The 24,109-nt window shown below is 41.5% G+C and carries 22 protein-coding genes; 4 read left to right on the top strand and 18 right to left on the bottom strand.

The window, feature by feature from the left end:
- Positions 1 to 12 precede the first annotated feature (12 nt).
- From AAZR19_RS15390 to AAZR19_RS15350, 9 genes are all read right to left on the bottom strand, one after another.
- The gene (locus tag AAZR19_RS15390; protein WP_087976193.1) at positions 13 to 1,239 is read right to left on the bottom strand and encodes an EAL and HDOD domain-containing protein; all 1,227 of its coding nucleotides are present in this window, start codon (positions 1,237 to 1,239) and stop codon (positions 13 to 15) included.
- A 137-nt stretch (positions 1,240 to 1,376) separates the two neighbouring features.
- Positions 1,377 to 2,849 (bottom strand): nicotinate phosphoribosyltransferase, encoded by a 1,473-nt coding sequence (locus AAZR19_RS15385; protein WP_024423327.1) that lies wholly within the window; start codon positions 2,847 to 2,849, stop codon positions 1,377 to 1,379.
- A 17-nt stretch (positions 2,850 to 2,866) separates the two neighbouring features.
- Positions 2,867 to 3,418: a cysteine hydrolase family protein gene (locus AAZR19_RS15380; RefSeq protein ID WP_024425949.1), complete on the bottom strand. Its 552-nt coding sequence runs from the start codon at positions 3,416 to 3,418 to the stop codon at positions 2,867 to 2,869.
- Positions 3,419 to 3,478: 60 nt separating this feature from the next.
- Complete coding sequence (locus tag AAZR19_RS15375; protein ID WP_024423329.1) at positions 3,479 to 3,886, bottom strand: YueI family protein; 408 nt, start codon at positions 3,884 to 3,886, stop codon at positions 3,479 to 3,481.
- 27 nt (positions 3,887 to 3,913) lie between these two features.
- Positions 3,914 to 4,162 carry a YueH family protein gene (locus AAZR19_RS15370; protein WP_056766854.1) on the bottom strand — a complete coding sequence of 83 codons (249 nt, stop codon included), beginning with the start codon at positions 4,160 to 4,162 and terminating at the stop codon, positions 3,914 to 3,916.
- 96 nt (positions 4,163 to 4,258) lie between these two features.
- Positions 4,259 to 4,480: a spore germination protein gene (locus AAZR19_RS15365; protein WP_024425952.1), complete on the bottom strand. Its 222-nt coding sequence runs from the start codon at positions 4,478 to 4,480 to the stop codon at positions 4,259 to 4,261.
- 98 nt (positions 4,481 to 4,578) lie between these two features.
- Complete coding sequence (locus tag AAZR19_RS15360) at positions 4,579 to 4,800, bottom strand: spore germination protein (RefSeq protein WP_003213446.1); 222 nt, start codon at positions 4,798 to 4,800, stop codon at positions 4,579 to 4,581.
- 66 nt (positions 4,801 to 4,866) lie between these two features.
- A complete protein-coding gene (locus AAZR19_RS15355; protein ID WP_024423333.1) occupies positions 4,867 to 5,970 on the bottom strand; it encodes an AI-2E family transporter in 1,104 nt (367 codons plus the stop codon).
- Between the two features lie 183 nt (positions 5,971 to 6,153).
- The gene (locus AAZR19_RS15350) at positions 6,154 to 6,390 is read right to left on the bottom strand and encodes a YuzF family protein (RefSeq protein WP_024423334.1); all 237 of its coding nucleotides are present in this window, start codon (positions 6,388 to 6,390) and stop codon (positions 6,154 to 6,156) included.
- A 176-nt stretch (positions 6,391 to 6,566) separates the two neighbouring features.
- On the opposite strand from AAZR19_RS15350, the gene AAZR19_RS15345 reads away from it, so the two are divergent.
- Positions 6,567 to 8,054 (top strand): esterase/lipase family protein, encoded by a 1,488-nt coding sequence (locus AAZR19_RS15345; protein WP_434703669.1) that lies wholly within the window; start codon positions 6,567 to 6,569, stop codon positions 8,052 to 8,054.
- On the opposite strand, the gene AAZR19_RS15340 is transcribed toward AAZR19_RS15345, so the two are convergent.
- The 8 genes from AAZR19_RS15340 to AAZR19_RS15305 all read right to left on the bottom strand — a co-directional run bounded on the left by AAZR19_RS15340 (position 8,051) and on the right by AAZR19_RS15305 (position 19,591).
- Positions 8,051 to 8,584: an HD domain-containing protein gene (locus tag AAZR19_RS15340; RefSeq protein ID WP_024425954.1), complete on the bottom strand. Its 534-nt coding sequence runs from the start codon at positions 8,582 to 8,584 to the stop codon at positions 8,051 to 8,053. The two genes, AAZR19_RS15345 and AAZR19_RS15340, sit on opposite strands and share 4 nt — an antisense overlap.
- Before the next feature lie 299 nt (positions 8,585 to 8,883).
- A complete protein-coding gene (locus AAZR19_RS15335) occupies positions 8,884 to 9,627 on the bottom strand; it encodes a (S)-benzoin forming benzil reductase (protein WP_434703715.1) in 744 nt (247 codons plus the stop codon).
- Between the two features lie 102 nt (positions 9,628 to 9,729).
- A complete protein-coding gene (essA, locus tag AAZR19_RS15330; protein WP_163114984.1) occupies positions 9,730 to 10,212 on the bottom strand; it encodes a type VII secretion protein EssA in 483 nt (160 codons plus the stop codon).
- On the bottom strand, positions 10,202 to 13,111 hold the full coding sequence (gene esaA, locus AAZR19_RS15325) for a type VII secretion protein EsaA (RefSeq protein WP_434703667.1): 2,910 nt from the start codon (positions 13,109 to 13,111) through the stop codon (positions 10,202 to 10,204). Before esaA ends, essA begins: the two co-directional genes overlap by 11 nt.
- Positions 13,108 to 17,583 carry a type VII secretion protein EssC gene (gene essC, locus AAZR19_RS15320; RefSeq protein ID WP_434703665.1) on the bottom strand — a complete coding sequence of 1,492 codons (4,476 nt, stop codon included), beginning with the start codon at positions 17,581 to 17,583 and terminating at the stop codon, positions 13,108 to 13,110. Before essC ends, esaA begins: the two co-directional genes overlap by 4 nt.
- Before the next feature lie 51 nt (positions 17,584 to 17,634).
- A complete protein-coding gene (gene essB / locus AAZR19_RS15315) occupies positions 17,635 to 18,948 on the bottom strand; it encodes a type VII secretion protein EssB (RefSeq protein ID WP_076839926.1) in 1,314 nt (437 codons plus the stop codon).
- A gap of 14 nt (positions 18,949 to 18,962) precedes the next feature.
- On the bottom strand, positions 18,963 to 19,202 hold the full coding sequence (locus tag AAZR19_RS15310; protein WP_003213579.1) for an EsaB/YukD family protein: 240 nt from the start codon (positions 19,200 to 19,202) through the stop codon (positions 18,963 to 18,965).
- A gap of 95 nt (positions 19,203 to 19,297) precedes the next feature.
- Positions 19,298 to 19,591 carry a WXG100 family type VII secretion target gene (locus AAZR19_RS15305; protein WP_003213769.1) on the bottom strand — a complete coding sequence of 98 codons (294 nt, stop codon included), beginning with the start codon at positions 19,589 to 19,591 and terminating at the stop codon, positions 19,298 to 19,300.
- A gap of 406 nt (positions 19,592 to 19,997) precedes the next feature.
- Between AAZR19_RS15305 and AAZR19_RS15300 the strand changes: the two genes are divergently transcribed.
- The 3 genes from AAZR19_RS15300 (at position 19,998) to AAZR19_RS15290 (ending at position 23,187) form a co-directional block, all read left to right on the top strand.
- On the top strand, positions 19,998 to 21,227 hold the full coding sequence (locus AAZR19_RS15300) for a PucR family transcriptional regulator (protein ID WP_024423341.1): 1,230 nt from the start codon (positions 19,998 to 20,000) through the stop codon (positions 21,225 to 21,227).
- 110 nt (positions 21,228 to 21,337) lie between these two features.
- Positions 21,338 to 22,474, top strand: coding sequence for an alanine dehydrogenase (gene ald, locus AAZR19_RS15295; RefSeq protein ID WP_434703662.1), 1,137 nt, complete (start codon positions 21,338 to 21,340; stop codon positions 22,472 to 22,474).
- A 116-nt stretch (positions 22,475 to 22,590) separates the two neighbouring features.
- Positions 22,591 to 23,187 carry a biotin transporter BioY gene (locus AAZR19_RS15290; protein ID WP_434703660.1) on the top strand — a complete coding sequence of 199 codons (597 nt, stop codon included), beginning with the start codon at positions 22,591 to 22,593 and terminating at the stop codon, positions 23,185 to 23,187.
- A 39-nt stretch (positions 23,188 to 23,226) separates the two neighbouring features.
- Here the strand turns inward: AAZR19_RS15290 and AAZR19_RS15285 are convergent, their stop codons facing one another.
- Entirely contained in the window at positions 23,227 to 24,003 is a 777-nt protein-coding gene (locus AAZR19_RS15285; protein WP_434703658.1) for a sporulation protein, read from the bottom strand.
- Between the last annotated feature and the right edge of the window lie 106 nt (positions 24,004 to 24,109).

Raw genomic sequence — 24,109 nt, 5'->3', positions numbered from 1 at the left:
GAGCGGCTTTTCTTAAGATTCAAACATTTTATGGCACCATTCAATGGCTTCTATATAACACCCATAGGCCTCCTGTTTCGGGAGATTTCCATCTAACATTTCATCATCCCATTCATTTCGTTCAATACGTTTGGCCACACCTAGCACAAAAGAATAATCATTTTCATAGCCAAGCAGTGCCTCGCCAACTTCATCAGAAAGCGGCAGTTCCTTCACAAGTTCTGTGATATCTGCCCTGACAAGCGTATCAATGAGAGAAAACATACCTGTCAGCATATAAGAGGCGGGGTGCTCTCGTTCAGTACGAGAAGCAATCAACTCACACGTTTTGGCACGAATGAATGACATTTTGATAATTTCTTTTTGGCTTGAGTTAGCTTGGACATTCAGTTCTTTAAATGAAAGGATAAAGATCCAGCGCCGAATTTCATTAAATCCAAGCAGGATAATCGCCTGCCTGATACTTTTAATTTGATATAGACGTCTCATGCCGCCTGAATTCAGCATTTTTAATAATTGATATGATAGCGAAAGGTCACTTTCAATAAAATGGGTCACGGTCTGGATATTCGGCTGGTCCTTGCTTAACTCATTTAAAAGCTGATGGTACGCATGGAAGCTGGTCGATAATGCTCGGCCCGATATCACATGCGGCTCACTAAAGAAATACCCTTGAAACAAGTGGAAGCCCGCTTCAAGCGCCTCTTCATATTCTCTTCTCGTTTCTACCTTTTCTGCTAGGAATCGAAGGCGATACTTTTTATACGAATGCAGAATATCTCTTCGTTCTTGCGTTGTGGTTTTCAGAAAGTCAATTTTTAAAATATCTATGCAGTAGAGGAGTTCCTCAAGCAGCTTGTCACTATAATGTGTTCCGTTTTGGAAGAAATCATCGAGTGCAATCGTATATCCCCATTTTTTTAACTGCTTACATCTCATAATAAGTGCCGGGGTAATCGGTACATTTTCTAATATCTCGATCACAAGCTGATGCGGATCAAAATAGGTGAGCAGATCAGATGAAAGCAAGCTTTCGGTGAAATTAATATAGCATCGTTTTCCTTCTGTCAGTGTTTCGATGCCGATATTTAGAAAACTATTGATAATGAGGTCCGTTGTCGCTTGATCACCGTCTTCAGCGCTATATGTATTGGTTTCACTATCTCTATAAAGCAGCTCATATGATACGACTTGTTCTTTTCTGTTAAAAATAGGCTGTCTCGCAACAAACACCCTCAACTGCTCCAATCCTCCTTTATGCCATGACAAACAAGATGTGCTTTCAGTATACCAAATGATTGCGCTTTTAGTTCAATTTCAATCGGTCAAAATAAAAAAAAGAGACCATCTGGCTTGATGGTCTCCCTTTCTTCAAATCATTCGCTTTCATAAAGCTCTTTTTTGATTTTATTTTTCACATCATGGATAAACTGCATTTTATTATCCCAGCATTTTTGACTCAAATCGACTGGATATTCTTCCGGTTTGCTGATTCGTTTGTATTCCTCCCAGAAGAGTCCAAGACTGTCCTGCACGTAGGCTTGAATCGTTTGAATATCTGGATTGTCATAGACAAGTTTACCTTGTTCAAAAATCGGGACGTGAAGATCTTTCGCCACAAAGTTTGTCACGAATTTACTAATAAATGTATGCACAGGATGGAACATTTTTAGTTTATCCTCACTATGAACATCTTCCTCTTCAAGCGCAATGTAGTCACCCTCAGAATGATGATTCAATTGATTGATAATCCTGTACACACGTTTACGGCCTGGTGTTGTCACTTTCTCTGGGTTGGATGAAATTTTGATGGTATCATTCATTTTGCCGTTTTCTTCAATGGACACCAGTTTATACACTGCACCGAGGGCTGGCTGATCGAATGCTGTGATCAGTTTTGTCCCAACACCCCACACATCAATTTTGGCGCCCTGTGCCTTTAAGTTCATAATGGTGTGTTCATCAAGATCGCTTGATGCAATGACTTTGGCATCATGGAATCCTGCTTCATCCAGCATTGTTCTAGCTTTTTTAGACAAGTATGCAAGGTCTCCGCTATCAAGTCTGACACCAATGAAGTTGATTTTGTCTCCAAATTCTTTCGCTACCTTAATCGCATTCGGAATACCTGATCTGACAGTATCATACGTATCGACTAAAAAGACACAGTCTGTATGTGTTTCAGCATATTTTTTAAATGCTGTATATTCATCGCGGTATGCTTGTACAAGTGCGTGAGCATGTGTTCCTGATACTGGAATGTTGAAGCGTTTTCCAGCACGAACATTACTTGTCGCCTGAAAGCCGCCGATGAGTGCCGCTCTTGCTCCCCACATCGCCGCATCCATTTCATGCGCACGTCTTGTTCCAAATTCTAATGCTGTCTCATCTTCAATAATTCCTTTAATCCGGGCCGCTTTTGTTGCAATCAGCGTCTGGAAATTCACGATATTGAGCAATGCCGTTTCGATTAACTGAGCTTCAACAAGCGTTGCCTCAATGCGCATAATCGGTTCATTCGCAAAGACAATTTCCCCTTCTCGCATTGAATGAAGTGTACCTGTAAAGGACAATCCGCTTAAATAGTCAATGAAATCGCTTTTATAACCGAGTTCATCTTTTAAATACGCCAGATCGCTTTCGGTGAAGGAAAAGTCCGATAAATATTCAATCGCTTTCTCTAAGCCAGCAAATACAGCGAAGCCATTGTCAAATGGAAGCTTTCTAAAGAAGAGTTCAAAGACTGCCTTCTTCTCATGAATGCCGTCTCTCCAATACGTTTCTGCCATGTTAATTTGATAAAGATCTGTATGTAGTGATAAACTGTCGTCATTAAACCGATGCTCCAACTTCCATTCTCCTTCCCTTACTTAACCACTTTCGCACCAAGCGACTGCTCAAAGTGAGAAAGTGCCCACTCGTGCCCCGCTTCATTAAAACTCGCCACAGCATTTTGGTGAATCACAAGTTCGAAGCCTTTATTGTACGCATCAACAGCTGTATGAAGTACACAAATATCGGTACATACGCCGGCTAAGTGAAGTTCCGTGATGCCGCGCTCGCGCAGTTTCATTTCTAATTGAGTGCCTGCAAAAGCAGAGTATCTTGTTTTTTCCATATAGTAGACATGTTTTAAATGTTTTGACGTGTGAAATAGTGAACTTAGTTGTCCATAAAGTTCAATACCCTCTGTTCCACGAATATTATGGGGCGGAAATAACTTTGTCTCTGGATGATAAGGGTCCTCTTCTTCATGATGATCGACAGCAAAGACGACAAAGTGGCCTTCATCAATAAATGAAGAAGTGATCTCTGTGATCTTAGACTCAATCGCCTGTCCAGGCTTTCCGCATGTCAGTTTTCCATCGTCTGCAACAAAATCAACTGTATAATCAATACAAATCAACGCTTTGCCCATCCGCATCTCTCCCATATGCTCTTTTGAATCATTATAGCTTATTCATTTCACTAGGGAAACCTATTCAACAGATTCATGAGAAAAAGCTTTTTGAAACAGCTCATCCTCTATATAGATATGCTCCTGATTGACCGCACCAGGCATCTCTATGACAAGACCAAAAGGAGAGTGTGCTTCGTGATGATTCACCACTTTAAAGGAACATCCAGCGGCATTTGCCATTTTCACATATTGAGAATAAGAAGCATAGGACAGTTCACCATTTAAAAGAAGGGAGGCCTGTCGATTGGCCTTCAATACTTGTTCCACCTCTTGATACGGTTTATTTCTTGATACCTGTCCCTTTGTCAGGGCGAGAAGCGCTCGTTCCCTTAATGAACCAAGAAACATCCTTCGTTCATCAGGTTTTGTTTCAGCATGTCCAAATATCCCTTGCTGCAAATAAAAGTCTACGGATTCTTCTTTCATCGCTGTTTTCACTCCTGGTTTCTAAATTTACATTTCTGTGACCCAGTGCACAACCTTGAGTGCGAGTTCACGGGCTTCGACTGTTTCTATTCTTTCCATTAAGGATTGTTCAAGCGTATGGATGAGCTGCTCCTTTTCATCCTCATACGCAATGGAAATACTCCATTCAATGTCAGGTACGGCTACAAGCGTTTTATATTCTTTTTTATTTTCATGTAAATATACATTGTAGGTCTTTGGTTGTCCGCTTGTGATGTGTGCTTTTCTAATTTTCATTTGACTCTGTTCACACCTCTTTTTTCTTCTTACATCCATATCCATTGTACCATAAAAAAAGACAGCTTCTGAAAAGGAACTCCCTTTCAAAGCTGGCTATGCATTAAAGCTCTTTTGCTGGCTGATCAGGTCTATATCCCACATAAACGTAACGTTTGGACTGCTAAAAAATTGGACAAAGTCCCCTGCATTATAGGTACCTGATCCACCGGCGGAGTGATCGACACTTTTTGGCGAAATGGCAAAAACATCACCGAAATGTGCAGAACCATTTCCAATCACACGGTCAATATGAATAGGTCCAACAATCGCTGGCATCTTTCCACCACCTTTTCTCCCCACATCATATGCCCAGCTCAAAAATAAGTGTATGAAAAATAAAAAAGACAGCTGATCTGTGACCATCAGCTGCCTTTCTATGCGTTAAATGATTGAGGCTGGCCAAACAATGTAAAGTCCCAAAGCATCGTGGCATTCGGATCACTTGTAAGTGACATATAATCACCTGAATTAAAGGCTCCCGCACCGCCAGTAGAGTGGTCTACAGCCAAAGGGGCAATGGCCAGGACATCACCGAAAGTAGCTGCACCGTTTCCTCCTAACGACTCGATATGAATAGGTCCAACGATTGCAGGCATCAGAATCTCCCCCTATCTGCTTATCTCAATCATCTTATGCAAGTAGGGAAAAGGTGTGCATCTGTCCTAGACGTTTAAATGCTGTTCTTTGCGAGATCGCTGACGCAGCTGCACCAATCTGACAATATTCAAGGTGATGGCTTTGAGCAGTGCATAGACAGGGACCGCAAAGATCATGCCAAGGATTCCGCCAAAGCTTCCTGCCCCAATTAATAGCAGGATGATGGTCAAAGGATGTGTGTTGAGGCGTTTCCCAATGATCAATGGAGAAATGACATTTCCGTCAATTTGCTGAACGACAAGAATGACAATGACTGTCACCACCGCTTTTCCAGGCGAATCAAGAAACGCAATAAGCACAGCTGGTGCCGCGCCAAGATATGGCCCAAGGTAAGGAATCACATTTGTGACCGCAATGATAATGCCGAGAATGAGCGCATATTTCACACCGATTAATAAATATCCGATAAAACAAGCCACTCCAACAAATAAACAGACAACAATCTGCCCTTGTATGTAAGCCGCAAGTGTATCGTTTAATTCTTTAAAGATTTTCAATCCTTCCTTACGGTAAGGCATTGGCAAAAATTGAACGAGCTTGTCCGGAAACTTATGTCCGTCTTTCAACATATAAAACAAAATGAAAGGAACTGTGATCACAGCTAAAGCAATATTAGCAATCACGCCAAACACAGCAGACATGCTTGACGCAATATTTTCCGGCAAACCTTTTAATGTCGAAACAATTGTCTGTTCAAACTTCGAGACAGAGACATAATCTTGGTTCATCATCCAAGTAAATGTTTTAGAATGCGAGAAGTCGTTGATAAATTTCTGCATATCCGTCACATAACCAGGGAAGCTTTTGACAAGTCCACCGACCTGCGTGACAATAACCGGCCCCGCAGCATTCACAATGAACGTGATGAGTCCGATGAACAAGAGATAAATGATCAGGATAGCAAGTGTCCTAGGAATTTTCTTGGACAAAAATCGAACAATTGGATTAAAGATGAAAAAGAGAATTCCAGCCAGCAAGATGGGAACAAACAAGGTTGAAGCAAATAAAATAATCGGCTGAAATAAAAACGAAACCTTTGTAGATACATAAACAATGAGTAAAACAAGTAATATTTGGAATGTCCAAAAATGAACTTTAGATTTTAACAAAGATGCTCCTCCTGTTACGTATTGATCTTATTAAAAAACTACTATTCAACCCACCTTCTGTCAACTGCTTCTTGTTTTAGAACCTTATTTTTTGTAAAAAAAAGAACAATTGGTATATCAAGCACTTTTTCCAGATATACATTCTATAAGCATGAAAAAAGCAGACACCTATGCGTCTGCTTGTTACACTCTTTCACTGTGATCAGGCATCACCGATACAATTTGCTGGATCCGCACATAAAAAACTGATTTTGCCCCCGCCTCAATCACAATATGATCCGGCATGACTTCCTTCAATTTTCCGCGCACTGTATCTTTCACTGTTTGAACAATTAATCTCATACCGATCACTTTCTGCAATGTTTGATAAACATATGGATCAACTAATGAAACAAGCTGCGGACTTCCTTGTTGTGCCATCCTACCTGCCCCTTTACTTGTGTATTTACCCACAGCGTATGCAATGACCCATGTGAATGTCACTCAGGGCAAACCCACAACTCAAATACCATATTTTAACATTTTATATAATTTTACATCTTTTGGAAGTATAATAGATTGGTGCTGCCAACAACTTAAAACATTTGAAGAGGTGAATGATCTTGAAAAAACTCATCTGTCTCGCTGCTGTCATGCTCTTTTTTTCCTTTGCAAGTTATGCGTATGCAGGATCAATTGGGGATGAGCCTGGGACACCAGGAAAGTGGTTTAAAGGAGAAGAGCCGGTTCAAAAAGACGAGTCAAAACCGCCACTTGTTTTTGTTCACGGCATTAACAGCTCCTCCTCCACATGGTTCGACCGAAACGACATGGCAAAGCAAGCTGTTCTGAACGGATACGAAAGCGCATTCATAGATTTGTATCCGGATCAGGATACGAAAAAGAATGGCAAACTATTAGCAGAAAAGTTAAAAGAAATCTATGATGTGTTCGGTCGAAAACTCATTGTGATTGGTCATAGTAAAGGCGGGGTGGATACACAGTCCGCACTCGTGTATCACAATGCCCATCCATATGTAGAGAAGGTCATCACACTCGGCTCCCCTCATTACGGGACGCCGCTGGCAGATTTAGCGTATAGCAAGGGCGGAAGCTGGCTCGCGGAAATTCTTGGACAAAAAAGCGACGCGCTCTATTCTTTGCAAACGGGGCTCATGGCGGCTTTTCGAAGTGAAACCGACAAGCTGGAGAAGTTTCCTCATAAATACATCACGTATTCGGGATCGGAATGGGGAACATTTGGCGGGGTGCTGTACTTAGGAGGCATGTATTTAAAGAGCTTTGGTGCAAATGATGGCGCCGTCACGGTAAGCAGCACAAGACTATCATATGCAAACAATATTTTAACAGGGAAATGGGATCACAACTCAATTAAAAACGGCACAAGCATGTTCCCTGTGTTTCAGCATCAGCTGCTGGCAAATGCCGCAAGCGCTGAAAAAGAAAATATAGAGAGCCCGAACTCTACTGAGCTGAATACAGATGTTTATGTGAAAGGCGGAGAAAGTGAAAAGGATAAAACAGAAGCGTTCTATGTAGAGGAAGGAACGAATGGCTTATCGATTCAGTGGTTAAATGAAAGTCATGAGGCGCGGCCAGAAATCATCGCCCCAAATGGAGACGTCTTAACAAATCTGAAGACATCGGAAGCATCTTTCCCATATGAAGGCGCATTTTCGCACCATGTACAAATCAATAAACCCGTTCCTGGAAAATGGACGATTCGATCAAATTCAGGAAAAAAGGCTCCTTATTTGCTGCTCGTATCCTTTGATTCACCATTAAATGACGAAATCAAAGCAGAGGCAGCGAAATCAGGGGATGATGCATCGACCCATTCAAGCGGTCTGATTAAACGATTAAGCAAGAAAGTAGAAACCTTTTACTTTAAGGATGCCCAAAAAGATCATCCTCTCAAAACAACTGCTTCATCAGCTGTTCAATTGAAAAAAGAAGGTGCTTATTCTGTCACGGTTCATTACACCGGACTCACTGCATCAGGTACATCTGCATTTAACCGTACCGTTATTCGCACATTGTATGTCGATCAGGATGGAAATATTCATGGAGACATTCCATACTAAACAGAACGTTTCATGGGCTGAAGTGCCTGCTGCACTTTCTGATCCAATTCCGTGATTTTTTTCATTGCAAGTGATTCGTCTATTTGTCTGTAATGATGATGTCCGCCAGGCTCTTCATCCATTTCATCTGCTTTCTTGACGATTTGCTGAAGTGTGTCCTTATGAAGGTCGCCCTCTGGCAAATATGAATCTGTATGAAGCAGAATCGCAAGCGCAATATCTTTAGCTGCCTTTGGTTCCTCACCGAGGCGTATGAGCAGTTTGTGAGCCCGCTCTGCGCCTTTAATGGCATGAATATCATTCCGTCTATATGTCTCGTAATCCCATTCTCCGCCATCTGTATACCATTCATAGTGGCCGATGTCATGCAAGAGGGCTGCTTTCACAGCGAGATCTGGATTAATCCCAGCCTGCACCGCCAGTTTGAATGCGTGATAAGCACAAGCAATCGCATGGGCTTTTCCTGAACGATTTAAATATTTTTGAGCGACTGGATGGGTGTAAACATCCATTAATGTAACCTTTCTCATGGAAACCCCTCCTTATCTATATTTTTAGCATCCTAACATATTCTGAAAAGAAACTCAAATGTTCTGTTATATTTTCTATGAGTCTCAAGAATAGCTTATGTCAAATGAGCTGTTTTTGCTTGTACAATACGAAAAAAGCAGTCGCTGTGACTGCTTTTTTTCTCCTTTTCAGCGTGATATGAAAACCCTTAAAGTCTAGGAAGACCGGGTACTGGCGCGGAGCGAATTTGAGATTCGTGAGCACCGGCACCGAGGCCTGACACCGCATGCGAGGGTTTGTCTTCACGCTGCAGCCGTCGTTATGACTGCTTTTTCACATACTCACGTGCATCGTAGACACATCCGCCAGCTGAATCACCCGCTAAAAGATCGAGCAAAATACCTGCGACTTCATCTGGACTCTTCAGTGTGCCTGTTTCATATAATTGCTGAAAACGGTCTATTTGTTCAAAGTCTTGTTTTGATGATTTCCGAATTTCCCCCTGCATATCTGTATCGATCGTGCCGGGTGAAAAGGAAAACGTGTTGATCGGATGCGCCTCGTCCTGTTGTTCCTCATGAAAAGTCCTCATAAACATATCGAGTCCTGCCTTTGAACTGCAATACGCACTCCAGCCTTTGTATGGGTTTTTCGCCGCTCCAGAAGAGAGATGAACGATCGTTTTCTTTCCGTTAAATGATTGAGTCTGCTTGGCAAACACATGGCTCAGCAAAACAGGAATGACAAGATTCAGCTTGTAATGCTGATGAAGTGTATCCTGTCCGCCTTGTCCAACGCGCTTGATAGGTGTGACCATTCCTGCATTGTTGACAAGTAAGATGTCATCAGCATCTGCCAGAGTTTGCGGCGTGAGACTATGTTGAAGCCATTTGGCCGCTGCTTCTTCATCGGTCAGATCAACCTGGGTATGTGTGAGCTTCGGATGGGATATTGGCGATGCACTTCTTGCTGCTGTGTACACATGATCCCCGCGCGAAAGCAGCCTGTTCACAAGTGCTAGGCCAAAACCTTTTGATCCGCCTGTAACGATTGAAATTCGAATGACAATCTCCTCCCTTGATATCACTATTTTACGTAGTGAAACGGTATGACATCAAGCAATCTGCATAAAGAAAAGCCTGCCTCTTTTAAAAGAGACAGACTATTACTTTTCAGCCTTCACATTCACCTTTGGAATCAGGAGGATCATCACAACGAGACCAAGGGCTATCAAGAAACCAAAGATCATCGGAAGCAGTGCCGATGTCTGCTTCTCATGTTCATCCTCAGAAGGTGCTGATACAGCCGAATCACTAAAAGAGATATTCATTTCTTTCATCATACGAGCTGGAGTTTTGGGCGGGTTCTCCTTTAGATCACTAAATAGCTGCGGAGAAAGAGATCCCCCCGGGGCTTTAGGCGGTTTAGCAAAATGAATGTCTGTTTTGATTTTTGATGTCGTTTTGCTTTGTTCGTATTTCGTTTGATCCCTCAATATACTCGAGTTAATATTGAGTTCCTTTTCCTGATATTCATTCGGCTTGACATTCGTATCCGTATCTTCACCAGCAGCGAAAGCAGCAGGGATGAGGAGAAAAAGGGAAACGGCAACGAGTGCCGTCCCTTTCACGAATAGATTAAGCTTCATGAGTCACATCACGTTCCTCTGTTTTATCTTTCCATAGCTTTTTCACAAGCGGTACGACCATGAAAAGAACAGTTAAAATCACTAACCCTGTGACGCCCATTCCAAAGGTGTCTCCATTTCCATATTGGATCGACAGGTACACGTCTGTCACTGGATTGGTAAAATGGAAATTCGGCATCACCAAATCAATTAACGGTGCGACAAAGAAGAAAATCAGCGCCGTTGCTGCCATCCACCCGGCAATAGAACCGAATAGGAAGGCTGTGCGAATAAAGGCAGAGCACGCCACTAATAACAAAATGGTGAAGATCGACCATTGAATGGCTTGATCATCTGCAAGCTTGTAAATGTTCAGTCCAAACAAGCTGATCATGAGTCCGACTAATAGATTCAAGATGCCAAACAGTGCACCTTTAACCAGCATCGGAGCTGACGCATAATACGAGCTGAAAAAGCCAATTAACAAACTGCTGATCATCACAATGACCAAAATGACGACCGGCGGTACAGTCTGCGTTTTTTCTTCCGGCACATCACCGCTAATTTTCAGCGGATTGGCTAAATGGTTATACACATAGTTGCTGTTGCCTTGATCACTTAATGTATTTCCTAAAATACCCTTTAAATCTTGCTGAACAAGTTTTGTAGAGTCGACATTCTTGCTCCAGTTTTCATTCAGCGTATCTGCTTTTTCTTGAACTGTTGTGACACTCTCTTCAATGTTATTCGTATAATCCGCCACCCCTTTTTGGCGGTCGGTTAACGAACTCATATTTTCAGAAAGACGAAGCACTTCCTGACCAATTGAATCCTGTGCACTGACAACAATTGAACTGCCTGCAAGATCAGCTGTATACACCGCATCTCCTTGATCAGCCATTTGCTCAGCTACATTGTCCGCACTTTCAGAAATTGTCTGTAATTCCTGTTCCATGCTTGCCTGCTGAGTCGTAATGTACTCCGCATAACCATCTGAAAACTTCTGCATCTCATCAATAAAAGTAGACACATCATCGTTTGATGTCAGCATCTGGTTTTTGAGCTTGTCCCAGTTTTCTGTTTCTTCTTTTTTGATGGAGAGGATGGATTGGATTTCATCTGGTTTGGTGTCGACCAAAGAAGAAGGATCCTTCTCTTGATAGAAGCTGTTAAGTAATGCTTCATAATGTACTAATTCATTTGAATACTTTAATAATTCTGATGCATTTTCTGATTTTGTATTAAAATCCCCAAGTTTATCCATTTTCGATGTATATTGATTTAATGGAGATTGAGTTGTTTCTATTCGTTCTAATTTTCTTGTAACAGCAGATTCTTGTTTGATGATGGATTTCTTTATATCACTTATGTTTTTATTGTTGCTAGTTTCTATTCTTATTATTTTTTCTTCTAGTTTATCTATTTTATCTGTTAAAGATTTTAATACTTTACTCAAAAGATCGACTTTTCCTTGTAATTGATCATTATGAGCTGTGGTTTTCTCCTCGATATTCTTTTTCACTTCTTCTAATTTTAGGGACAGTGCTTTTAGTTGCTCTTTTGATTGAACTGACGTTGATTTGGTTTCCCCAGTTTGTTCTGGATTTTCTTCACCATTTTCTGGAGTAGGTGGCGTTTCTTCATTTCCAGACAACTCATCTGCCACTTGATTTATTTCTGTTGAGATTTCAGTTAATTTCTTCGTCTCTTCTTCAAGATCGATTTTCAAATCGTCTGTCGAGTCTTTTTGGTCTTCACCTTGATTATTCGAATCCTCTTTCGGATCCTCTTTCGGTTTCTCTGCTTCAAGCAATGCCTTTCTTGAAGCTTTCAATTGCTCTTGCAATGGAGTAATTTTATCCCCTATGTATGCAAAATATTGAGCTTCATAATTTCTAATCAGTTCTTCCTGAGACGTCTTCACAAGTTCCTTTAATCCCGTTGATTGCTTAGGAATAACGTCTTCTCTCGACTTTTGAACAGATTGGATGGCGCTGTCAGTTGTTTTTAGCTGACTTTGTACCCCGTTGATGTCTGTTTTGAGTCCGCCCATTTGATCACTAAAGCTGCGGGCATTTTGGTTTTGAATGTCAGCGAGCTGTTTGAGCCCTTGCTGGATTTGCTTTTGGCTTGCTGATTGCGCTTTGATCAAGAGATCCTTTTGTTTGTCTTGATACTGCTGGTATTGATCGACTGCTTTCACAAAGTCCTTTAACTGGTTCTTTGCTTCTTCTGTTGTACTCAAGCCGTCTTTATATTGTTTCTGTGAATCGGCCATCGCATTTTTTAATTCTTCTATTTGTTTCTTCTGCTGCTGGACGGCATCTGATAGTTTGTTTGAGTTCGGCTTATAGAAGTTGTACATCGTGTTTTGGAATTCGACTTCTTTGCCGACAATATGCTCAAATTCTTCTCTCACATTGCCAATTTCCTGTGATACAAAACTCCAGTATAGCGTCGACATCTGTTCATTCATTTTCTTTTGCGCATTTTCCAGCTCTCTCTGCACTTTCTCTTTATTGACTGCATTGAGCTGATCTTGAATTGAAAATTGAATGGACGCCTTTTCAGGATGGTCTTTATCATAGCTCAGCACATTTTTAGAGAAGTCAGACGGAATATAGAGGACAGCGTCATACTTTCTGTTTTTCAGTCCATTTTCCGCCGCACTGCGATTCACTACAGTCCATGTATAATCAGGACGCTCTGACAATGCTGCCACAACATCCTGTCCGAAACGAGCCGTGTTTTCACTTTCGCTCGCTCCCATATCCTCATTGACCACTGCAATATTTCGTGTGGCATTCTTCTTCTGTTTTGCCGGGTCATCTCCAATCAGGTGGAAAAATAAAACCGGCAGCACAAGAATCAATATCATTGTGGATATGATTTTGATGGAACTTTTTTGCTGCTCTGTCATTGAACACTCTTCCTTTCTACCGCACATAAAGGAACCTGGATTTTCTTCTCTTTTCCGTTTTCAACCAAATACCCGAAGCCTGGCTGAATCTCTGGTTCTTGTCTTGCATACGGAAGCGGTATGATGTTTTGCTCTGATTTTTTCATGAGTAACATAGCATGACGAACTTGTTTGATTTCGTTTGTGAGTGCATCATAGCCCTTACTGAACTCGGTATGATTTCCTGATGCAATCAGGCTGAAGCCTAAGTGTGCATATGACTTCATGAAATCAGCTAATTGATCTTGAAGACGCGGATCGATCGTCTGCTGAAAACGCGTAATGCCATCAATGACAAGCACAATTTGAGGAAATGACAGCTGATCGGTCTCCCCTCGGCGCACAGCTTCGACGTACATTTCTTCCCGCACCTTGAATATGCGGTCCATTTCTTCTGCCCATTCGGTGATATCATCCTTTGTTTCAAGGTAATCAATGTTCTCTTCTTTTGCATAATGGGATAAACCTCGATCAATTGAATCAAAGACAGCCAGCTTTTCAGGCTTTGCCACTAAAAGCTGATCAAGCATCAGTTTTGTCACATTTGTTTTACCTCGCTGCGTTTGACCGATAATGAGACAATGTTTATTCTTTTTCAAGTCAAAATAAACAGGTGCCACAGATTCCTCATCTAATCCGACAGGAATGTCATAAGGCGGTTTTTGTTCATCTAAACGACTCTCAAGCTCCCAAACTGTCAGCTTATCAGGAAGCATTGGCACAGGCTTTGGTTTTTCAGATGCTTCAAAGCGGTCATGAAGAAGCTGTATCTCTTGTTTCAGATGCTCAAACAATTCGAGATCGTTCTCTCCTTCAACTGGCAGGAACATTTGCGCAAAATAAAGCTCTTCTTTGTTAATAATGACTCGGCCTGGGATCGGCTCTAAGCTGAATTTCGGTCTGCCAATAATCGAGTACGCCTCTCCTTGATCCATTAAGTAATGGACAATCTTTGTTTTCAGATTGTTCATCAGCGATTGACGCACTGCATTTACACGGGTCGCTGTAATCAAGAAGTATATACCTAGTGATTGTCCATCACGGCTCAGCTGAATAAATTCAGATTCGAGATCATGCATTTCGTCTTTCACAATGTCAAAGTTGTCAATCACGATAAAAATGAACGGAAGCTTTTTCTCATTTAAGGCGTTGTACATTTTGATATGACTCATTTCTTGCTGTCTAAATAACCGCTTGCGATATTCAACCTCTTCCCGCAGACGCTTCATTGATTTTTGAATCTTTCTCATCTGATCCATTAAGAAATAATCCGCCGTATGCGGCAGTTTGGCTAACGGAAGCAATGTTCCGTTTCCGAAATCATAAATATATGCGTGCCATTCTTCAGGTGAATACCTCTCCGCAAAGCTCATCAACAGTGTTGTAGCAGCAAGTGATTTGCCGTAGCCGGAGGAACCGAAGATGCCAATGTTCCCATCTTCCATCATTTGATAAGAAAGTGGATGCTGGCTTTGCTGATCTGGTTCATCAACAAGCGCAAAATGGAAGACATGCTCTTCACTCGACGCATAACGTGTTTTTGGAATACGTTCCTCAAGCGGTGGAAGCCATGGACTTGGCAGCTTCTCAATTCCAAGCTCCTGCTGCATACGTTCAATTTCATCCACAACAGCGGAAATCTCCGTCACTGTTTCTTTTTTCACTGCTGGCTCTGTGCTTACCCCTGATAACGGAATAAGACCAGTATCTGTCACAATGGCAATGTCATCTTCTGAGCCGTAGCCATCTTCCATATATGGTGCACCGCTCCAAGCCGATTGGAACAATTCATAAATTTCATTGTTGCCCACTTGTAAATAACCGCGGCCTGTGACGGTAATGGACGCTGCATCACTATTTTTCAAAATTTCCTTACTGTCTGACGCATCTTGTACTTTTAGTGCGACCTTAAAACGGGAGTTACTCCAAATCTGATCATCAATGACCCCGCCTGGCTTTTGGGTAGCCAAAATGAGATGGACCCCGAGGCTCCGGCCGATACGTGCAGCGCTGACAAGCTCCCTAATAAAGTCTGGCTCTTCACTTTTTAATTCAGCAAACTCATCAGAGATTAAGAACAAATGAGGCATTGCCTGCTCAGCCTTTTTCTCCTTGTAGAGCTTCGTATAATCATTGATGTGATTCACATGATATTGATCAAACAGCCGCTGCCTTTTCTTCAATTCACTTTTAATTGAGGCAAGCGCTCTTTCACTAAAGTTCTTGCTGCCTTCAATATTGGTGATCGTTCCAAGTAAATGAGGAATATTTCGAAACGGCTGCGCCATTCCCCCGCCTTTATAGTCAATCAACAGAAAAGCAACTTCATGCGGGTGAAAATGTACAGCGAGCGATAAAATATACGTCTGTAAAAATTCACTTTTCCCTGATCCCGTTGTTCCCGCCAACAGTCCGTGCGGGCCGTGCGCTTTTTCATGCAGGTTCAGATCGACAATGTCGTTTTTTCCCTTATAACCGATTGGAACTGATAATGATTTGGCCGTTTCTGAAGTCAGCCATTTTTCACGAATGCCAATGTCATCTACCTGTTTAGCATGGAAAAGATCAAGGAATGAGACCGTCTCAGGAATCGAATTGGTCATGCCGACTTGATGATCTAATGTTCTTAGTGTTCTGGCAAACAGTTCATTGTCCCCGCGCTGATGTGTATCAAGCTGAAACGGAATTCGTACTGCCTTTTTGTGCTGAATGAGAATATCTCCTTCTTCTTCGTTAATATAACGGACAAGCGTCGAAATATTTTCAGCTAAGCTTTCCTTTGTTTCTGCTGCAAAGATGATGGAGATACCAAGATCTGTCCGGCTGCCTTCTAGGTATTCTAAAATCACATGCTCGGCAATGAGCTCATGATTTGTCACGATGAACACAAAATGAGGCGTAAAGATTTTCTTCTCTTTTTCTTCTTCTAAATCACGCTCGCGTAAAATTTCATAAATAGAGGACAACAGCTGATCGCGTGTTTGTTCGTTGTAAATAAACCCTTTGCCATATGTATGAGGCAGCTGGAAGTGCGGAAGCCATTTCATCCATTCCCAATTCTCATACTCCTGCTCATGAAAGATAAAGACAAATCTCAAATCGTGATAGCTGTGCGAGAAAGCAAGCTGTCCAACTAGCTGATGAAGCTCATTTTTCACAATCGCAGGCTTCCCTATTAATCCTGTTGGACCATCCGCAAGACCGAATGTAATCGGGACATTCTTCACTTCACGATATACTTTTTGCATGTGCTGCGTTTGTTCCATTAAGTCATCAACATCTCGATTGGCCATATCGCCGCCGCTCATCGATAATTCATAGCTTGATGGGACTGCACCTGTTCCAAGACGCAGGTGCAAGAAGTCGTCACTCACAAGCGTCTTTTCCCAAATGCGTCCGCTGATTTCTGATGTTAAATACTTCATTTTTTCAAATGACGGATAATGATACGTCAAAATATATTGCTGGCGGTCATACAGCTCTTGCAGCTCTTTTCGTTTATTTTCTAAATAAAGAGAATAGACACGCTGCCGCTTCTCTTCTCGTCTTTTGCGCTGTGATTTTTCCTTAAAGTATTGAACGGACGATGTAATTAACGTCATGATAAACATCGCCATCGACACGATAATAAAGATTCCACGCGGCTGGATAAGGGCAACAATCCCCATCACAAGGAGCATCACAAGCGGCGGAAGGACAACAAGCCAAAGCCCTCTGCTGTTATTTTCACTCTCCTGCGAAGGAAAGCTAAAGGATACCCGGTCATCTGGCAAATCATAAATCAAACGCGGTGTACGTCTGTATGAAGGGTATTTTTGTTTTGTTTCTGTACTTGGCGGTCTTGTTTTTTCCAAACGTGTATGAAAGGGTTCGTAAGCTGTCACCTGTAATAAATCATCATCTTTAAATGTCACCGTCAGAAAGTTCCAGAACAGCTCATCTCCTGCATAAATCTTCTCTGGACCATGGATTTTCTTTCCGTTCACGTAAATCGTCTCGTCCTGAGGCATGACATACCATGTTCCTTCGATTTTCTCTAAAGTGAACTGGCTGGCATCTTGAAACATAGAATGAGCTTGTTCTTTCCACACATCAATCTCATCTTTCTCTTCACGTGAAAAAGACAGCTCGACTCTATTTCCTAGGTAATAAATATGTTGATCATGATGTGCATCCATTAAAATAAGTGTGAGTGAACCAAGCTGATATGGTTCATGTGGAAGTAATTTCCCTTTCTTCTCATCTCCCTGATAAATATAAAAACCATCATTCGGTTCATCAGGAGATAAACGAATGACCCCTTCATCAAACGAAAGTGAAGGGATTGTCACTGTATGCTCTATTTCAGGTCCAATCAGAGCTTCTCGATTGAACTGCTCATCTAAACGGACAGTTTGATAATCCTCCTCATAAAAAACCCAAAGAAGACTCAAACGCTCCACCTCCTCATGGGACAGCACCAACTGTCAGTTGTATCGAAAGAATTATTTTTTCTCATCTTTTTTCGTCTGAGAGGTTTTCTTTTTCGCTTCAGATTCTTTCTCTTTTTTCTCTTGATCGGCTTTTGACTGCTCTTTTTGTTCAGCTGTTTCATCTGTTTGGCTTGCGTCTGAGGAGTCATTTGTGCTTGTCTCGGTTGTTTCTTTTTCTTCATATTTCGCCATTTCCTTAATGATCGGATCTAGCTGTTTTTGTTTTTCTTCAGCAGAAAGGCTGTCATCGTTTTGAATTTCATTGCGGTAGGCGACGAGTGCCGTAAATATGTACCTGTCGTCTCCAAGCACCCGTGCAATATCAAGTGCTTCCTTGCTATTTCCTTGTCCAATATGAATCCAAAAAAGGAAGTATTGCGGATCTGTCTGCAATGTGTACGTTTCTGTGATTTCTTTTTTATGCTGATCAAGCAACAAACTGCCTTGGTTCGTTTGTACATACGAAATGGCCAGTTCATATTGTAGAGAGACTGGCATTTGATTGGCTGGATATTTCTCTAACGTATCCACCACTTGACTGTACTGTTTGTTGAGATAATATTTGTTTGCCTCGACGTACGCTTCTTGTTTTGGCATGGCAAAAAAGAAGGTGTAAATGGTGTACACCAATGCAGGGATTAACAGGACAAGCAGACCTAATCCGATGTATCGCTCGATCTTCCATTTCTTTTTAGGAATGGTTAAGAGCGTTTTTTCTTTCGCATCGATTGCTTTGATCTTTTGTTCAATCAAAGCTGACAATTCTTCCAGCGACTTCTTTTCACTAATTTCTTTTGCCAGCTCAGATAATTTCAACGTTTCATTGTAAGCCACATATTCTTGAAATTGATATTCATGGTCAACCACTCGAAGAACGACGGCCTTGACCTCTTTTAACAGGCGTTGCTCATCGGTTTCATATGGCGGAATGCTTTCTTTAACCCCATAATGCAAAAATGCAGGAGCTAAGCCTTGATGAAAAACAATGTTTTCAGGAGAAACAATAGGATGCAGCCGCTTCACGTCGTGTTTAAGAACTGCATCGACAAGCTGGTATGAAAAAATCCATTTGCTTTTTTCATCCTTTGCATGGATGAAACGAAATTCCTGATAGGCAGGAGGCGGTTGTATAGAAATGATGACCTCATCTTCAGTTAATTGAATCTCTTTCTGAAATGATGGATTGATGTCTTTGATCGGTGCCGCTTCTAAACCGTCTAAGAGTTTAATCGTCTCTTTTTGAAAAATAAAGGTATAGGTGCCTCCCTCTTTTTTCATGACTGCTTCTAATTGTTCTTCTAAATAGGAACTCTTTTTATCTGCCATTTACAAAAGTCCTTTCATAGTATTTCCAGCCTGTCTCCTGTGGTAATTCCACAGTCTGACAGCTTATATTCGCCTGAAAACACAGCTTTCTTATTCACTACCCGCACCCATCCGCCTTCTCGCTTTGGAAGTGAGATTTGTTTTGCCTGCCAGGCGATATGGATGACTTGTTTAATATGTAAATAATTTGATAGTCTCAAATCAAACACACTGCCATCATAATTTTTTAAGTCGATGGTAATATCGATATACACAAATTTCCACCTCACAAAATAGAAAGAGCGCCGGCATCCATTGACAGACTCGGCGCTGTTTCTGCTTTTCACACTTAGAAAGGAAATCCCTTTGATTAGCCGCGGATTTGGCTTGCGATGTCTTGGTCAGTGCTTTCAAGTGTATTTGCCGTTTGATCAAGCTGATTGCTGACATCTGTTAATAGATCAGACATTTTGATAAATGAAGGCTTAAGCTGTTCGTATTGATCAGCAAATGCTTCACTAGAAGCACCTTCCCACATTCCTTTTAAATCAGAGATCATTCTATTTAGACGATCAACTTGGTTTAACACTTCTTGACTTTCAACACCATATTGCTTAGCGGTCGCTCTTAGTTCTTCTGGGGTTACGCGAATAATTCCTGACATATTCCTCATTACCTCCCGTGCATAGCCGCCATATAATGGGCTAATCCACTTATTTTTTGACGTTATTATTATAAAAACAGAAATGATACACAGTCAAACAAATCTGTTTTTATTTTACAAAATGAGTCTATAGAATTACTGTTTTTTCGCTTTTTATCTAGTATTTAACATTTTTTTGGTCATATATTCATAATAAGTGTCCACCTACTTCGGTGGACCTTTCCGCCTATTGATTTTTTACTACGTTATTATTGTACTATTTCTTTTTCATCGTGCTTCAACATCCATTTGCTTGCTTCTCACACTTTTTGTTTTTTTAAGTTTATGGCAGTTTTTTGTTGATTTACGTACCTCATTCTCTTCATAATGTAAGTACGTGAAATATTCGAAAAAGCAGGGGTTTTTTATGACAAAAAAGACAGATCCGTTTAAGTATAGTCTTGATCGTTTAGAGGATGTGGCAGACCAAATTAGTGATGTGCTCAATTGCCCTATTACTATAGAAGATACTCATCATCGATTATTGGCATATAGCACACACAATGATTTTACTGATCCCGCCAGAACTTCAACCATTATCTCCCGCCGGGTACCGGAAAAAGTCATTAATCGGCTTTGGAAGGACGGCATCATTCCTACACTCCTTAAAACAGACGAACCGCTTCGTGTCCCTCAAATTGCAGAAGTGGGTTTATCTAGCAGGGTCGCCATTTCGATCTGGAAGGACAAAGAAGTGCTCGGATTTATTTGGGCGATTGAATCCGCACAGCCTTTTTCAGAAGAAGAAATGGACCTTCTCAAAATGGCAGCACATGCCGTGAAAAACAAATTACTCAATTTACAAATTCGAAAAACGAAAACAGAAGAACGTAATCAGGAGCTTTTCTGGAAGATGCTCACAGGTCATATTCATGAAAAGGATGAGATGCTTGACCTATTTTTAAGGCTTGGCATCAGATGTCCAGACACATATGCCATCATCATCTTTCGTCTTCGTGACGAGCTCACAGAGGAGACAGAAAAAAAGCTGTCCTATCTGCTTGAAACAACACAGCAAGTACAGGTACTGTTAACGACTGTTGATTTTCACGAATTCATTATTCTTGTCTCACCAAAAACAGAACATCCGCTTCAAGATATTAAGCAATTCACAAGCGGCATGCTGCAGCAGCTTGCGGACCGGTATCATATTCAGCATGTTCAGGCAGCAATTGGAGGAATTTACGATAACATCTCTCAAATTCAGCCTTCCTATAAAGAAGCACTGGCTGTATTAAAGACGAAAGAACGCTTTCCAGTTGAAACTGAACGTTTAAACAGCTTCTCTGAACTAGGCATTTATCAATATCTTGATGTGCTTGCTGAGAAGCGAAAGGGCTCTTCTTACTCCAGTTACTCTTTATCAAAGCTGGAGGATTACGACCTAAGGCATCATTCCAACCTTGTCGAAACCCTTGAGCGTTTTATTGACTGTGACAGCAATGCCAATATTGCCGCAAAGCAATTAAACATCCACATCAATACCTTAAATTATCGATTAAAACGGATTACAGACATCGCAGAAATTGATTTAAAAAACATGAATGAGAAAATGACCATCTACCTTGATATGAAGCTAAAAAACGTCCATTTGTGAAATTTCACAAAGAGGCGTTTTTTTATTTTTTATTTCAACCGAAGAATTTTCTAAACTTTCCGGATACACTAGACATACAATATAAATAGATAAGCATAGGAGGAATAAACATGATCATCGGCATTCCGAAAGAAATTAAGAACAATGAAAACCGAGTGGCATTAACACCAGGAGCAGCTTCTCAATTGCTTTCAGCTGGACATCAGATTTTAATTGAAACAAACGCTGGTTTTGGAAGCGGATTCACTGATGACGATTATGTATCTGTTGGTGCAGAAATTCTTGATCAGGCGAAAGATGTATGGGCATCTTCTGATATGATCATGAAAGTAAAAGAACCATTACCTGAGGAATATCCTTATTTCAGAGAAGGACTCATCTTATTTACGTACCTGCATCTAGCGGCAGAGCCCTCCTTGGCTGAAGCATTAAAACAAAAAGGCGTTACAGCCATTGCTTACGAAACAGTAACGGACGGAAAATCACTCCCTCTTCTCACACCAATGTCTGAAGTAGCAGGCAGAATGGCCGCTCAAATTGGTGCACAATTTTTAGAAAAGCCAAAAGGCGGAAAGGGTATTTTACTTGCAGGTGTACCAGGGGTATCAAGAGGAAAGGTCACCATTATTGGCGGCGGTGTTGTTGGAACAAACGCAGCGAAAATGGCGATCGGACTTGGCGCAGATGTCACCCTGATTGATGTAAACGCAGAACGCCTACGTCAGCTGGACGACCAATTTGGCCATCAAATGAAAACGTTAATGTCCAATCCTGTCAACATTGCAGATTCAGTCAGTGAAGCTGATCTTCTCATTTGTGCTGTGCTGATTCCTGGTGCCAAAGCACCGACGCTAGTGACAGAAGAAATGGTGAAACAAATGAAGCCTGGTTCTGTCATTGTGGATGTAGCGATTGATCAAGGCGGCATTGTCGAAACCATTGATCATATCACAACCCATGATCAGCCTACTTATGAAAAACACGGCATATTACATTATGCTGTCGCCAACATGCCAGGCGCCGTTCCGCGGACATCAACTGTTGCGTTAACGAACGTCACTGTTCCATATGCGCTGCAAATTGCGAATAAAGGCGTTGCAAAAGCCATTAGAGAAAACAATGCCATCGCAGAAGGTGTCAATGTGATGAACGGACATATCACGTACGAAGCGGTCGCTCGTGATCTCGGCTATGATTACGTACCTGTCAGCAAAGCCATCGATGCCACTTTTATAACCGAAGCTTAATCAGCTACCCGCCCTATTGATGGGCGGGTTTTATTGTTAACCTAAAATAAAAATAAGTTGACAAATATCCTTCTTCCCCTTAATCTATTTGTACAGATAAGACAGGGGGAAACATCATGCAAAAGAAGACAAGAACTGCTGACTTTGTGCTAGTGGGAATGTTTGCTGCACTCATGGCTATCGGAGCCAATATCACATCCATTGTGCCATTTTTACAGGTCGGCGGAATTCCACTTACGATGCAGCCGTTTTTTTGTGTGCTTGCTGGTCTCTTACTCGGCAGACGGCTTGGCGCATTAGCTATGATTGTCTATGCCTTGGTTGGAATTGCTGGTGCACCTGTATTCGCCCAGTTCTCTGCAGGCTTTGGGGTCATTTTAGGCAAAAGCGGCGGCTTTGTATTATCGTACATCCCTGCTGCCTGGCTTGCTGGATTCATTTTAGAGAAAAGAAAAAATCCTGGCTTTGGCCGCTTTTTGCTTGCAGCCATTGCTGGTACGACCGTGATGTATGTGATCGGAACCACCTATACATACCTCGCATTAAATGTATGGCTCAACGCACCGATTTCTTATCAAACTACGTGGTTCTTTATGATCTGGTTTATGTTAAAAGACTATGCATTGACCATATTACTTGCGATGCTGGCACCTAAAATTTATCGCTCTGTTTCCAAAGCCACATCCTTTCGAAAACAAGAAGCTGTATCATAGAAAAAAGAGCCTGTCTTCATTCAGGCTCTTTTTTCATCATTACTCAGCGTATTGGTCTATGATTTCTTCTAGCATTCCTTCAATCACTTCTACATCTTCAAGATCTGATGGACTGAAGCGGTAGCGTACAAGCTGTTCTCCATCATTATACATCTCCTCAAGCCAGCCTCTCAGGCCTCTTGCTCTACGGTCGACTTCGAAAACAATGTCTAATCCGCCTTCATCTATCAGAAAAATCAGCTCTAACTCATCAAGCATATAGCGATAGTAGTCTGATGTCGGTATGAACTCGAATTCTTGGACGAATGGCAGGCGCCGCTGGAAGTAAGGTGCTTGTTCACAGTCTGCTTCGTTCAGGTGGAAACCTAGATTTCTAGTGGCTTCCAGCACATTTTTCACCCAAGGATGAGCTTCAACGAAAATGCGGTCATAGTCAGATTTATCGATTCCGCCTTGGATATCAAGGTCTGTCTCTACTGCAATTTCTACTTTTCCAATCGTCATCGGGGTATCAATAGGAAGAATAAATGAAAACGGAAATTCATGCTTTTCTCCAGGCTGGATGGTAAAAGAATCCGTTACCCGTAAAGTATAGATGTTCGCATATTTTCTACGCTCTTCATCATCTTTCACAATCACATACTGTGTTTCAATCTTGACATTGATATAGCGTATTTCCTGAGAAATTTTCCCGCCCTTTACATGGACAGTTCCCGTTACTTCTTGCCCTGGATAATAAGCGTTTTTCTCTAAAATGGTATCTACCTTTGCCGCACCAATTCCTGCACTTGCCGCTAGCTTTTTAAAAAATGACATGTCCCATCTTCCCCTTTTCATTTTTATCAGCATATATACGTAAGATAGAGGAAGAAAGATTCATTTAATTCATACTTTTGTCCTAATTATTTTTTCATCTGCGAAC

Origin of the sequence: Bacillus sp. Je.9.29.b, assembly GCF_051129925.1 — a bacterium.
Lineage (GTDB): Bacteria > Bacillota > Bacilli > Bacillales > Bacillaceae > Bacillus > Bacillus safensis.
The sequence above is the reverse complement of the archived record's forward strand: the minus strand, read 5'-3'. Positions and strand labels throughout refer to the sequence as shown.

Bases quoted from the DNA above. Each gene is read 5' to 3' on its own strand.
- AAZR19_RS15290 (WP_434703660.1), top strand. From the start codon at position 22,591: ATGCAAAAGAAGACAAGAACTGCTGACTTTGTGCTAGTGGGAATGTTT.
- essA (WP_163114984.1), bottom strand. From the start codon at position 10,212: ATGAAGCTTAATCTATTCGTGAAAGGGACGGCACTCGTTGCCGTTTCC.
- AAZR19_RS15345 (WP_434703669.1), top strand. From the start codon at position 6,567: ATGATCTTGAAAAAACTCATCTGTCTCGCTGCTGTCATGCTCTTTTTT.
- AAZR19_RS15360 (WP_003213446.1), bottom strand. From the start codon at position 4,800: ATGCCTGCAATCGTTGGACCTATTCATATCGAGTCGTTAGGAGGAAAC.
- AAZR19_RS15300 (WP_024423341.1), top strand. From the start codon at position 19,998: ATGACAAAAAAGACAGATCCGTTTAAGTATAGTCTTGATCGTTTAGAG.
- AAZR19_RS15375 (WP_024423329.1), bottom strand. From the start codon at position 3,886: ATGAAAGAAGAATCCGTAGACTTTTATTTGCAGCAAGGGATATTTGGA.
- ald (WP_434703662.1), top strand. From the start codon at position 21,338: ATGATCATCGGCATTCCGAAAGAAATTAAGAACAATGAAAACCGAGTG.
- AAZR19_RS15380 (WP_024425949.1), bottom strand. From the start codon at position 3,418: ATGGGCAAAGCGTTGATTTGTATTGATTATACAGTTGATTTTGTTGCA.
- AAZR19_RS15370 (WP_056766854.1), bottom strand. From the start codon at position 4,162: ATGAAAATTAGAAAAGCACACATCACAAGCGGACAACCAAAGACCTAC.
- AAZR19_RS15305 (WP_003213769.1), bottom strand. From the start codon at position 19,591: ATGTCAGGAATTATTCGCGTAACCCCAGAAGAACTAAGAGCGACCGCT.
- AAZR19_RS15285 (WP_434703658.1), bottom strand. From the start codon at position 24,003: ATGTCATTTTTTAAAAAGCTAGCGGCAAGTGCAGGAATTGGTGCGGCA.
- AAZR19_RS15350 (WP_024423334.1), bottom strand. From the start codon at position 6,390: ATGGCACAACAAGGAAGTCCGCAGCTTGTTTCATTAGTTGATCCATAT.
- essB (WP_076839926.1), bottom strand. From the start codon at position 18,948: ATGGCAGATAAAAAGAGTTCCTATTTAGAAGAACAATTAGAAGCAGTC.
- esaA (WP_434703667.1), bottom strand. From the start codon at position 13,111: ATGACAGAGCAGCAAAAAAGTTCCATCAAAATCATATCCACAATGATA.
- AAZR19_RS15340 (WP_024425954.1), bottom strand. From the start codon at position 8,584: ATGAGAAAGGTTACATTAATGGATGTTTACACCCATCCAGTCGCTCAA.
- AAZR19_RS15365 (WP_024425952.1), bottom strand. From the start codon at position 4,480: ATGCCAGCGATTGTTGGACCTATTCATATTGACCGTGTGATTGGAAAT.